This is a genomic window from Streptomyces nymphaeiformis, assembly GCF_014203895.1.
Lineage (GTDB): Bacteria > Actinomycetota > Actinomycetes > Streptomycetales > Streptomycetaceae > Streptomyces > Streptomyces nymphaeiformis.
The window spans coordinates 642762-655103 of record NZ_JACHJY010000003.1 but is presented as its reverse complement, the minus strand read 5'-3'; the positions used below and the strand labels follow the sequence as shown (position 1 = coordinate 655103).

Annotated in this window: 9 protein-coding genes; 5 read left to right on the top strand and 4 right to left on the bottom strand. The window is 72.2% G+C overall.

Features of this window, described 5'->3' with window-relative positions:
- Nucleotides 1-135: 135 nt before the first annotated feature.
- Nucleotides 136-906 (bottom strand): IclR family transcriptional regulator, encoded by a 771-nt coding sequence (locus GGE06_RS12995; RefSeq protein WP_116162480.1) that lies wholly within the window; start codon nt 904-906, stop codon nt 136-138.
- Nucleotides 907-1034: 128 nt separating this feature from the next.
- Here GGE06_RS12995 and hutH point away from each other — a divergent pair, with 128 nt between their 5' ends.
- The 3 genes from hutH to GGE06_RS12980 all read left to right on the top strand — a co-directional run bounded on the left by hutH (nt 1035) and on the right by GGE06_RS12980 (nt 6115).
- Nucleotides 1035-2570 carry a histidine ammonia-lyase gene (gene hutH / locus GGE06_RS12990; protein ID WP_116162482.1) on the top strand — a complete coding sequence of 512 codons (1536 nt, stop codon included), beginning with the start codon at nt 1035-1037 and terminating at the stop codon, nt 2568-2570.
- A gap of 139 nt (nt 2571-2709) precedes the next feature.
- Entirely contained in the window at nt 2710-5424 is a 2715-nt protein-coding gene (locus GGE06_RS12985; RefSeq protein ID WP_184930896.1) for an aminotransferase class I/II-fold pyridoxal phosphate-dependent enzyme, read from the top strand.
- A 121-nt stretch (nt 5425-5545) separates the two neighbouring features.
- Nucleotides 5546-6115, top strand: a complete 570-nt coding sequence (locus tag GGE06_RS12980; protein WP_184930895.1) for a HutD/Ves family protein — start codon at nt 5546-5548, stop codon at nt 6113-6115.
- Between the two features lie 135 nt (nt 6116-6250).
- On the opposite strand, the gene hutG is transcribed toward GGE06_RS12980, so the two are convergent.
- Together hutG and hutU are read right to left on the bottom strand one after the other, a co-directional pair.
- Nucleotides 6251-7231, bottom strand: a complete 981-nt coding sequence (gene hutG / locus GGE06_RS12975) for a formimidoylglutamase (protein ID WP_116162488.1) — start codon at nt 7229-7231, stop codon at nt 6251-6253.
- Nucleotides 7228-8913 carry a urocanate hydratase gene (gene hutU, locus GGE06_RS12970; protein ID WP_184930894.1) on the bottom strand — a complete coding sequence of 562 codons (1686 nt, stop codon included), beginning with the start codon at nt 8911-8913 and terminating at the stop codon, nt 7228-7230. Before hutU ends, hutG begins: the two co-directional genes overlap by 4 nt.
- A 185-nt stretch (nt 8914-9098) precedes the next feature.
- Between hutU and hutC the strand changes: the two genes are divergently transcribed.
- Complete coding sequence (hutC, locus tag GGE06_RS12965; protein WP_184930893.1) at nt 9099-9875, top strand: histidine utilization transcriptional repressor HutC; 777 nt, start codon at nt 9099-9101, stop codon at nt 9873-9875.
- A 47-nt stretch (nt 9876-9922) separates the two neighbouring features.
- Here hutC and GGE06_RS12960 read toward each other — a convergent pair whose 3' ends face one another.
- The gene (locus tag GGE06_RS12960) at nt 9923-10759 is read right to left on the bottom strand and encodes an IclR family transcriptional regulator (RefSeq protein WP_246532498.1); all 837 of its coding nucleotides are present in this window, start codon (nt 10757-10759) and stop codon (nt 9923-9925) included.
- Between the two features lie 145 nt (nt 10760-10904).
- Between GGE06_RS12960 and GGE06_RS12955 the strand changes: the two genes are divergently transcribed.
- The gene (locus tag GGE06_RS12955) at nt 10905-12332 is read left to right on the top strand and encodes an amino acid permease (RefSeq protein ID WP_184930892.1); all 1428 of its coding nucleotides are present in this window, start codon (nt 10905-10907) and stop codon (nt 12330-12332) included.
- Nucleotides 12333-12342: the final 10 nt, after the last annotated feature.

Here is a 12342-nt window from a genome sequence, read left to right as displayed (position 1 = left end):
TTGTCGGCCTGACCTGCCAAAACATCGTTAAAGTCTGTGTTAACGGCAGGGGATTTCCCACCCGTCGGCGCACGATCTTGAGCGCTCCGAAACTCAGGATTGCCGACCTATTACCTAAAGTAATCGCGGTGCGATTCAGGGGGCGGGCGTCGCGCCGCCGACCCGGCGGGTCAGTTCCCGTGCCGTCTGCGCCACATGCCCCGCGATCCGCTGCCGCTCCGCCTCGTCGACGGCCTCGTCGGGGAAGGTGACCGCGATCCCCGCGATCGGATGCGCGTGATGGTCGAGGACCGGCGCGGCGATCGAGGAGAGGCCCGGCGTCACCTCGCCCTCCTCCGTCGCGTACCCGCGGCGCCGCGCCTGGGTGAGCAGCGCGCGCAGCGCCGTCAGCGTCGCCGGACCGGCACCGTGCCGCTGCACGAACGCCGACCGGTCCGGGAAGATCGCCCGCACCTGCGCGGGCGGCAGCAGCGCGAGCACCGCCCGGCCGCTCGCCGTCAGATGGGCCGGCAGCCGGACGCCGACCTCGCTGACCAGGGGCGGGCGGCCCGGGGCGCGTTCCTCGATGACGTAGATGACCTCGCGGCCGTGCAGGACGGCGAGGTTCGCGTTGTGCCCGGTGCGGTCCACGAGGGAGGCGAGCGGGGCCCGCGCGAGGCGCTGGAACGGCGCCTGGCGCTCGTACCCGGAGGCCAACTCGAAGGCGCTGAGCCCGAGACCGTAGCGCCGCTCCTCCGGCAGATGGACCACGAAGCCGTCCGCGGCCAGGGTGTCGAGCAGGTGGTAGGTCGTCGAGCGCGGCAGCCCCACGTCCCGGCTGATGGCGGCCGCGGGGACGGGGGCGGCCTGACGGGACAGGTAGCGCAGGACGGCCAGCACCTGCGCTGCGGCAGGGACGATGCTCATGGGGCGAGCGTAGACCAGGGACGCCGTAAACCTACTGTCTGGGATCCCAGACCAGATGTCTTGTATCCCAGACACGAGCTGTCCCGCATGCCTCGCGCACCCCTCCCCGCCTGCGCCTTCATAGGGACATGAACGTTGTTGTTGGTGTCGGTGCCCTCTCCGCCGACGAAGTCGTGTCCGTTGCCCGTCACGGGGCCCAGGTGGCCCTCGCCCCCGAGGCGCTCCAGGAGATCGCCCGCAGTCGCGAGGTCGTCAAGGCCCTCGCCGACGACGCCAAGCCCCACTACGGCGTCTCCACCGGCTTCGGCGCCCTGGCCACCCGCCACATCCCCACCGAACTGCGCACCCAGCTCCAGCGCAGCCTGGTCCGCTCGCACGCCGCGGGCTCCGGCCCCGAGGTCGAGCGCGAGGTCGTACGCGCCCTGATGCTGCTGCGCCTGTCCACCCTCGCCACCGGGCGCACCGGCGTCCGCACCGAGACCGCCGAGGCCTACGCCGCGCTCCTGAACGCGGGCATCACCCCGGTCGTCCACGAGTACGGCTCGCTCGGCTGCTCCGGCGACCTGGCCCCCCTCGCGCACTGCGCGCTCGCCGTCATGGGCGAGGGCGTCGTCCGCACCGCCGACGGCGAGCGCAAGCCCGCCGCCGAGGCCCTCGCCGAGGCCGGCATCACCCCGGTCGTCCTGGAGGAGAAGGAGGGCCTGGCCCTCATCAACGGCACCGACGGCATGCTCGGCATGCTCGTCCTCGCCCTCCACGACCTGCGCCGCCTGCTGAGCACCGCCGACATCGCCGCCGCCATGAGCGTCGAGGGCCAGCTCGGCACCGACGCCGTGTTCGCCGCCGACCTCCAGGCCATGCGCCCGCACCCCGGCCAGGGCGACAGCGCCGGCAACCTGCGCTCCCTGCTCGCCGACTCGGCGATCATCGCCAGCCACGCGGGCCCGGACTGCACCTACGTCCAGGACGCCTACTCGCTGCGCTGCACCCCGCAGGTCCACGGCACCGCCCGCGACACCCTCGGCCACGCCGCACTCGTCGCCTCCCGCGAGCTCGCCAGCGCCGTCGACAACCCGGTCGTCACCCTCGACGGCCGCGTCGAGAGCAACGGCAACTTCCACGGCGCCCCCGTCGCCGCCGTGCTCGACTTCCTCGCCATCACCGTCGCCGACGTCGCCTCGATCTCCGAGCGCCGCACCGACCGGTTCCTCGACCCGGCCCGCAACCGCGGTCTGAACGCCTTCCTCGCCGACGACCCGGGCGTCGACTCCGGCCACATGATCGCCCAGTACACGCAGGCCGCGATCGTCTCCGAGCTCAAGCGGCTCGCCACCCCGGCCTCCGTCGACTCGATCCCCTCCAGCGCCATGCAGGAGGACCACGTGTCCATGGGCTGGGCGGCCGCCCGCAAGCTCCGCCGCGCCGTCGACGGCCTCGGCCGCGTCCTCGCCGTCGAGCTCTACACCGCCGCCCGCGCCCTCGACCTGCGCGCCCCGCTCACCCCCGCCCCGGCCACGGCCGCGGTGCGCGACGGGCTGCGCGAGACCGTCGAGGGCCCCGGCACCGACCGCTGGCTCGCCCCCGAGATCGAGGAGGCCGTCCAGTACGTGGCCTCCGGCCGCGCCCTGGCCGCCGCCGAGTCCGTCACCGGCGCCCTGGTCTGACCCGGACGCAGTCCCTCACGCCTTCCGGGTCCCGCGGGACCCGGAAGGCGCGGCAGGCCGCTGCCACCCCAGGCCCAAGACACCCCCGCCTTCCCCGTCCGCGGCCGGCCGGGCAGCCCTCAGAAGGAGCCGTTCCCCGGTGAATGACCTGCCGACCGCCACGGTGCACAACAGCGTCGGTCAACTGCGCGCCGACGCCTGGAGCTCACTGGCGGACCTCACCCACCGCCTCGCCACCCAGGGTCCGGACGGTCGCCCGGACACCGCCGCGCGCATCCGGGAACTCATCCGCCTCCTGACACCCGTCGAGCACTGCTGGGCCTTCCCCGGCACGGCCGCGCTGAAGGAACTCCGCGGGCTCCACGACCAGCACGAGTACCGGCAACTCGCCCAGCGCACCGACGAGCTGTACCGCGCCCTCGCCGGACACCGCCACCACGGCACCGCCCCGCACACCGCCGCCACCCCGAGCGCCGCGCCCGACGAGACGACGGACCCCGCGCACACCCCGCCCGCGCCCTCCGCCCCGTACTTCGAGGTCCTCGTCGTCGGCGACCTGGACGCCGCCGAGGAACAGGCGCTGCGCGCCGAACTGCGCCGGCTGCGCCGCCCCGACGACGAGTTCGGCTACGAGATCGTCGTCGCCCCCAGCTTCGAGGACGCGGTCATCGCCTCCCTCGTCAACTCCAGCCTCCAGGCCGTCGTCATCCGCGACCGGTTCACCGCGCGCTCCCGCCACGACCTCAGCGTCGTCCGCCGGTTCTTCGACGAGGCCACCGACGCCGCCGCACCAGGGGACAGCGGCGAACGGATCCGCGCCCTCGGCGACCGGCTCCTCGCCCTGCGCCCCGAACTCGACCTCTACCTCGTGTCCGAACGGGCCGTCGAGTCCACCGCGAGCCGCATCGGCCGCCGCTTCCGGCGCGTCTTCCACGCCCGCGAAGGCCTCCTCGAACTGCACCTGTCGATCCTGCACGGCATCACCGAACGCCACCGCGCCCCGTTCTTCACCGCGCTGCGCGCCCACAGCCGCAAGCCCACCGGCGTCTTCCACGCCCTGCCCGTCTCCCGCGGCGCCTCGGTGCTCAACTCGCCCTGGATACCGGAGATCGCGGACTTCTACGGCCTGAACATCTTCCTCGCCGAGACCTCCGCCACCTCCGGCGGCCTGGACTCCCTGCTCGCCCCCACCGGTCCGCTGCGCGAGGCCCAGGACCTGGCCGCCGAGGCCTTCGGCGCCCGCCAGACCTACTTCGTCACCAACGGCACCTCCACCGCCAACAAGATCGTCGTGCAGGCGCTCGTACGACCCGGCGACATCGTGCTCGTGGACCGCAACTGCCACAAGTCGCACCACTACGGACTCGTCCTCGCCGGTGCCCACGTCGTCTACCTCGACGCCTATCCCCTCGACGAGTACGGCATGTACGGCGCCGTGCCGGTGGAGGAGATCAAGCGGAAGCTGCTGATGCTCAAGCACGAGGGCGTCCTGCACCGCGTCAAGCTCCTCATGCTCACCAACTGCACCTTCGACGGGATCGTCTACAACCCCTCGCGCGTGATGGAGGAGTGCCTGGCCCTCAAGCCGGACCTGGCGTTCCTGTGGGACGAGGCCTGGTTCGCCTTCGCCCGCTTCCACCCCGTCTACCGCCGCCGCACCGCCATGGACGCGGCCCGCACCCTCACCGACCGCTACCGCGACCCCGCGTACGCCGACACCTATGCGGCCCACCGTGCGAGCCTCGGCGACGACCCCGACGACGAGACCCTCGCCACCACCCGGCTGATGCCCGACCCGGAGAAGGTCCGCGTCCGCGTCTACGCCACCCAGTCCACGCACAAGACGCTCACCTCGATGCGCCAGGGCTCGATGGTCCACGTCTTCGACCAGGACTTCCGCCACAAGGTCGCCGAGGTGTTCCACGAGGCGTACATGACGCACACCTCGACGTCGCCCAACTACCAGATCCTCGCCTCGATGGACCTCGGCCGCCGGCAGGCCGTCTTCGAGGGCTTCGCGCTCGTCCAGAAGCAGCTCGAACAGGCCGGAGTGCTCCGCGACGCGGTCGCCCAGCACCCGCTGCTCAGCCGCTACCTGCGCATCCTCACCACGCCGGAACTCGTCCCGCCCCGCTTCCGCTCCTCCGGCATCGAGCAGCCCCTGCGCACCGGCCTCGCCCGGATGGAACGGGCCTGGGAGGAGGACGAGTTCGTCCTCGACCCCACCCGCGCCACCCTGCACATCGGGCGCACCGGGATCGACGGGGACACCTTCAAGCACGACCTCCTGATGGACCGGCACGGCATCCAGGTCAACAAGACGACCCGCAACACGCTGCTGTTCATGACGAACATCGGCACCACCCGCAGCTCCGTCGCCTACCTGATCGAGGTGCTCGTCCGCATCGCCGAGGACCTGGAGGAACGCATCGGCGAGATGAGCCCGCACGACCGGGCCGCACACGACAGCGCCGCCACCGGCCTCGACGCGGGCTCCGCGGCCCTGCCCGACTTCAGTGCGTTCCACCCGGCGTTCCGGCCGAGCCCGCGCACCCCCGAGGGCGACATGCGCTCCGCGTTCTTCCTCGCCTACGACGACACCCAGTGCGAGCACCTGTCGGTGGACGCCATCACCGACGCCATGGCGCGGGGCCGCACCGTCGTCTCGGCCACGTTCGTCACCCCGTACCCGCCCGGCTTCCCCGTGCTCGTCCCCGGGCAGATCGTCAGCAAGGACGTCCTGACGTACATGGCCGCCCTCGACACCCGCGAGATCCACGGATACGACCCGGCGACCGGATACCGGGTCTTCACCGAGAGCGCCCTCGACACCCGTCACACCGCCGAGCGCTAGCCCGACCGACCCACGACACCTCCTCTCCCGCGGCCCCCAGGCGGCGGGGGAGGATGTCGTGTTTTCCCGACCGACCGATTTCCCCCACCGACCGATCAGATCCAGAAGGAAGAACACCCTCATGGCACCTCAGATCCTGCGCGCGCACGACCGGACCCCCGCACCCTGGAAGAACGGCGGCGGCATCACCACCGAGGTCGTCGCCCACCCCCATGGCGCCGGCACCGACGACTTCGCGTGGCGGATCAGCGTCGCCGACGTCGCGAGCAGCGGTCCCTTCTCCACGTTCGAGGGCGTCGACCGGATCATCACCGTCGTCGACGGGCCGGGCATGGTCCTCACCGTCGACGGCGCGGAGCACGTCGTCGACACCCCCTGTGCGCCCTTCGCCTTCTCCGGCGACGCCGCCACCGACTGCCGGCTGCTCGACGGCCCCATCGTCGACTTCAACGTCATGGTGCGGCGCGGCGAGGTGAAGGCCGAGGTGTCCGTCGAACGCCGCGGTACGGTGCTGCGCCCCGCCCCCGGGACCCGTGTCCTCGCGATCGTCCTCGACGGCACCGCGACGCCGGGCGGGGAGTCCGTCGGCCTCGGCCGGCTCGACGCGGTCCTGCTCCAGGACGACGAGGACCCCGTCGACGTCACCGTCGACGGGGTCCTCGCGATCGTCGCCCTCACGGACGTCCGCTGAGCGGATCGGGGCCTGAGCGGATCCGGGCGTGGGCGGATCCGCTCCGCTGAGCTGATCCGGGCGGGAAGAGTCGCGGCCGCCAGGCCGCGGCTCTCGTATGCCGGGCGGCCTGGCGGCCTGTTCAGGGGAAGGGCGTCACGCCCAGGTGGTGACCGTCCGGTGCACCAGACGCGCGGCGGCCCGCGCCGTGCGCTGGTCGACGTCGAACTCCGGATTGAGCTCGGCGACGTCGACGACCACGAGCTTGCCGCTGCGCGCGACCCGTGTGCAGACCTGCTCGACGACCTCCATCGGCACGCCGTACGCGGCGGGCGCGCTGACCCCGGGGGCGACGGCCGCCGGCAGCACGTCCAGGTCGATCGTCAGGTGGACGAGGTCGCAGCTCGCGAGGAACTCGTCGACGAAGGCCTCCACCCGCGCCATGGCGAGCAGCCCGCACTCGCCGTCCTCCAGGTACCGCACCCCGAGCGACTCCGCGGTGCGGAACAGCGCCTCGGTGTTGGCGGCCTGACTGATGCCGAGCACCCAGTAGTTGAGGTCGCGGCCGTGCCGCCGCTCGCTCTGCGCCATCTGCAGGAACGGCGTGCCCGAGCTGGGCCGCGCGTCCTCGCGGAGATCGAAGTGCGCGTCGAGGTTCAGCACCCCGAGCCGCCCGCCGGCCTTGAGGGCCCGCGTCTGCTCCAGACCGCTGTACGTCCCGAACGCGACCTCGTGCCCGCCGCCGAGGACCACCACGGGGTGGCCCGCTTCGACGAGGTGCGCGACCGCCCGGCCCAGCCGCTGCTGACCGGCCTCCAGGGCGTCGTCCGCGTCGCCGTCGACCGTCACGTCACCGGCGTCGAGGGCCCGCAGCGGCTTCGGCAGCGCCATCGGGGCGAGGGCCCGCCGCAGGGCGTCGGGGCCCTGCGCGGCGCCCTGCCGCCCCTTGTTCCGGCGCACGCCCTCGTCGGAGCCGAAGCCGACGAACGCCACGTCGCCGGGCTCCGTCAGCTCCGGGTCGAGCTCGACGGCCTTGTGCCACCGCAGGTGTTCGGCACCGGGCCCGTCGTCCCGGCCCGACCAGGGGCGGGCCGGGACGTCCGTGACCGGGGGAGCGGTCTCCTGGAAGGTGCTCACGCCGTGCCGTCCCCGGTCTCCGTCATCGGGATGCGCACGCCGCGCTCCTTGGCGACCGAGGAGGCGTACTCGTATCCGGCGTCCACGTGCCGGATGACACCCATGCCCGGGTCGTTCGTCAGGACGCGCTCCAGCTTGCGGGCCGCGAGCTCGGTGCCGTCGGCGATGCAGACCTGGCCGGCGTGGATGGAGCGGCCCATGCCGACGCCGCCGCCGTGGTGGATGGAGACCCAGGAGGCGCCGGAGGAGGTGTTCACCAGGGCGTTGAGCAGCGGCCAGTCGGCGATGGCGTCGGAGCCGTCGAGCATCGACTCGGTCTCCCGGTACGGGGAGGCGACGGAGCCGGAGTCGAGGTGGTCGCGGCCGATGGCGACGGGGGCGGACAGTTCGCCGTTCGCCACCATCTCGTTGAACTTCAGGCCCGCGCGGTGGCGTTCGCCGTAACCGAGCCAGCAGATGCGGGCGGGCAGGCCCTCGAACGAGACGCGCTCGCCGGCCATGTCCAGCCAGCGGTGCAGGTGCTCGTTCTCGGGGAACAGCTCCTTGATCGCGGCGTCCGTCTTGGCGATGTCGGCCGGGTCGCCGGACAGCGCGGCCCAGCGGAACGGGCCGAGGCCCTCCTCGAACAGCGGGCGGATGTGCGCCGGGACGAAGCCGGGGAAGTCGAAGGCCCGGTCGTAACCGGCCTTGCGGGCCTCGTCGCGGATGGAGTTGCCGTAGTCGAAGACCTCGGCGCCCTTGTCGAGGAAGCCGACCATGGCCTCGACGTGCAGGGCCATCGACTTGCGCGCGCGCTCGGTGAAGCCGGCCGGGTCCGCCTCGCGCTCCTTGTGCCAGTCCTCGACCGGGATGCCGACGGGCAGGTAGGCCAGCGGGTCGTGGGCGGAGGTCTGGTCGGTGACGATGTCGATCGGGGCGCCCCGCTCCAGGAGCTCGGGGAAGATCTCGGCGGCGTTGCCGACGACGCCGATGGACAGGCCACGGCGCTCGTCGCGGGCCTGGACGGCCAGTTCGAGGGCGTGGTCGAGGTTGTCGGCCTTGACGTCGAGGTAGCGGGTGCCGATGCGGCGGTCGATGCGCGTCTCGTCGACGTCGACGCAGATCGCGACACCGTCGTTCATCGTCACGGCCAGCGGCTGGGCGCCGCCCATGCCGCCCATGCCGGCGGTCAGGGTGATCGTGCCGGCCAGGGTGCCGCCGAACTTCTTGCGGGCGACGGCGCCGAAGGTCTCGTACGTGCCCTGCAGGATGCCCTGGCTGCCGATGTAGATCCACGAACCGGCCGTCATCTGGCCGTACATGGTCAGGCCCTCGGCCTCCAGCTTGCGGAACTCCTCCCAGTTGGCCCAGTCGCCCACCAGGTTGGAGTTGGCGAGCAGCACGCGCGGCGCCCACTCGTTCGTGCGCATCACGCCGACCGGCTTGCCGGACTGCACGAGGAGGGTCTCGTCGTCCTTGAGGGTCTTGAGGGTGCGGACGATCGCGTCGTACGCCTCGTGGTTGCGGGCGGCCTTCCCGGTGCCGCCGTAGACGACGAGGTCCTCGGGGTGCTCGGCGACCTCGGGGTCGAGGTTGTTCATGAGCATCCGCAGGGCGCCCTCCTGCTGCCATCCGAGGCAGTTCAGTTCGGTGCCGCGCGGGGCCCGGACGACGCCCGGCGCTTCGTGGGAAGGGCTGGTCATGGTTGCTCCTCAAGGGGATCGAGCCGTTGTGCACCGTCATGACACGCGAGCGGCGGAGCCGGGACCAGCGGCGGCGCCCGCATCTCTCGGATCCGAGACACTTCCCCCGGAACGGGACCATCGGCCCGGTCGCCGCCGGCACCGCTCCCCTAGGATTCGTCCCAGGTAGGAGGCAGGGGGAGCGGATGGCGAGGACGGTGGGCGGCGTGGCCGTGGACCCGGTGGAGCTGGCCCGGTGGTACGCGCAGGGCGGGGGCGGTTCCGTCCCCGCGTACCAGCGCGTCAAGGAGCTCGTCCAGCGGCGGATCCGGGACGGCCACTGGCAGGAGGACGACGCCCTGCCCTCGGAGAGCCAGTTCGTCGAGGCCCTCGGCCTGTCCCGGATGACCGTCAACCGTGCCCTGCGCGAGCTCGCCGCCGAGGGCGTCATCCGGCGCGTCATGGGCGTCGGCAGCTTCGTCGCCCAGCGCAAGGCCAGCTCCGCGCTCCTCGAGGTCCACAACATCGCCGACGAGGTGCACCACCGCGGCCACGCCTACGCCGCCCGTGTGCTGTCCCTGGGCGAGGAGGAGGCCGACGACAGGACCGGCGCGCACCTCGGTCTCGGCACCGGGCAGCGGGTGTTCCGCTCGCGCGTGGTGCACTACGAGGACGGGGTGCCGCTCCAGCTGGAGGACCGCTACGTCAACCCGGCCTTCGCCCCGGGCTATCTGGAGCAGGACTTCACGCTGCAGACCCCGTACACGTTCCTGTCGAAGGTCGCGCCGCTGGGGCGGGGCGAGCACATCGTGGAGGCGGTCCTGGCGACCCCCGAGGAATGCGAGATCCTCGGCATCGGACCGTCCGAGCCGTGCCTGCTGATCCTGCGCCGCACGTGGTCGCGGGACGCGCTCGTGAGCATCGCGCGCCTGCTCCACCCGGGCTCCCGCTACCGCCTCGAAGGCGCGTTCGCCACGCACTGAGCCGGCGCGGGCGGAGGCGGCTCAGGCGGCGGTCTGGCCGAGGCGGCTCAGGCGGCGGTCCGTGCCCCCGCGCCCGTCGGCGCGTGTCCCGAGACGGCCGCGGTCAGCCGTGCCGCACCCTGCGCCAGGGCCTGGCGCACGTCCTCGGTGTCGTGCCGGCCGTGGTGGCGGCGCCAGGTGGTGCTGATCGCGGCGACCGGCCGCTCGTTGTGGTCGAACGCGGCCACCCCCATCGAGCAGAACCCCTGGGACACCAGCTCCACCTCCTGCGACCAGCCGCGCTCCCGCTCCCGGGCCAGTTCGCCGGTCAGTTCCGGCAGGGAGCGCGGCCCGCGTCCGGTGCGGGTGGTCAGATCGCCGGGCCGGGGGAACAGCGCCCGCAGCTGCGCCTCCGAGGTGTGGGCGAGGATGGCGCGGCCGTTGGCCGTCAGATGGGCGGGCAGGCGCACGCCGACATCCGTCACGAGTGCGATGTCGACGTCCCCCGCGCGGGCCGGCGGGCGCTCCTTGAGCAGGTAGACGGTCTCCGCGCCGTGCAGGATGCCGAGGTGCACGGTCTGGCCGAGGCGGCTCGCGGTGGCGCGCAGGATCGGCCGGGCGAGCCGCTCCAGGGGTTCGTGGCGCAGGTAGGCCGAGCCCACCTCGAAGGAGGAGACGCCGAGCCCGTACGCCTGTTCCGACGGGACGTACGTGACGAAGCCGCGGTCGGTCAGCACGGTGAGGATGTGGTACGCGGACGAGCGCGGAATGCCCAGGTCACGGGCGAGTGTGGCGGCCTGTACGAGTCCGGGCCGGGCGGCCAGGTACATGAGCATGTCCAGGGCGCGCGCGACCGCGGGAGAGGCGCTCGACGCGGGACCGGGTGTCGGTTTGCGTTCAGTCATCGGGTCACCTCTTGACGCACCTGTATAGACAGGAATATACAGGCTGGCATTCGCCGTCGGCAGCTCGAACGACGGGCGTGCCGCGAGACGCACCGCCCGGCCAGGTCCTCCGACGCCCCGCCCCCCCCACGAGGGAGACACTCGTTTGCGTACCGAAAACGCCGGCCTGAGCCGTGGGCTCAACTCGCGGCACATCCGCTTCATCGCCCTCGGCTCCGCGATCGGCACCGGGCTCTTCTACGGCTCGTCCGAATCCATCCGGGCGGGCGGCCCCGCGGTCCTCCTCGCCTACCTGATCGGCGGCGCCGCCGTCTTCCTCGTCCTGAGGTCCCTCGGCGAGATGGCCGTGGCGTCCCCCTGCGCCGGCTCCTTCGGCGAGTACGCGAACCGGCACCTCGGGCCGCTCGCCGGCTTCGTCACCGGCTGGACGTACGCCTTCGAGATGGTCATCGTCGCCGTCGCCGACGTCACGGCCATCGGGGTCTACATGGGCTTCTGGTTCCCCGACGTCCCGCGCTGGATCTGGGTCCTGGCCGCCGTCCTCATCGTCGGCGCGCTCAACCTCGTCAGCGTCAAGGTCTTCGGCGAGCTGGAGTTCTGGCTGTCCCTCGTGAAGATCGTCGCCATCGTCGCGATGATCGTCGTCGGCATCGCGGTGATCGCCTTCGGCCTCGGCGGCGGCCACGCCCACATCGGCCTGTCCAACCTGTGGGACGACGGCGGCTTCTTCGCGGGCGGCGCCGACGGCTTCGTCATCTCCTTCGCCATCGTCATGTTCGCCTTCGGCGGCACCGAGATCATCGGCGTCACGGCCGGCGAGGCGCAGTCCCCGGAGAAGGCCATCCCGGGCGCGGTGAACTCCATCCCGCTGCGGATCATCCTCTTCTACGTGCTGACCCTCGCCGTGATCATGTCGATCACCCCCTGGCAGCAGATCAGCGACTCGGGCAGCCCCTTCGTGCAGATCTTCGCCGGAGTGGGCCTCAAGTCCGCGGCCGCCGTCCTCAACGTCGTGGTCCTCACCGCCGCGCTGTCCGCCATCAACAGCGACATCTTCGCCGCGGGCCGCACGATGTACGGCCTCGCCGAGCGCGGACACGGCCCCTCCGTCATGTGTCGCGTGAGCCGCAACGGCGTGCCCTGGGTGACCACCCTCGTCATGATCGGCGCCCTGCTCCTCGCCGTCCTGATGAACGCCCTCGTCCCGGGCAGGATCTTCCTGATCATCTCCTCCATCGCCACGTTCGCCACGGTCTTCGTCTGGATGATGATCCTGCTCACCCAGCTGAAGGCCCGCCGCTCGATGTCCGCCGAGGAAGCCGCCTCCCTGAAGTTCCCGGCCCCGTTCTGGCCCTACGGCCAGATCGTCACCGTCCTCTTCATGGCCGCGGTGATGGTCCTGCTCGCCCTCCACGAGAGCACCCGCGTGGCGCTCGTCGTCGGCGTGGTCTGGCTGGCCCTCCTCACGGTCGTCCACCTCCTCACGGCCCGCCGACGGCAGCAGCGGCCCGCAGCGGCCGCCCCGGCCGACACCCCGGCTGCGGTGGAGGAGCCCGCCGGGATCTCCGGCTGACCCGACCGGG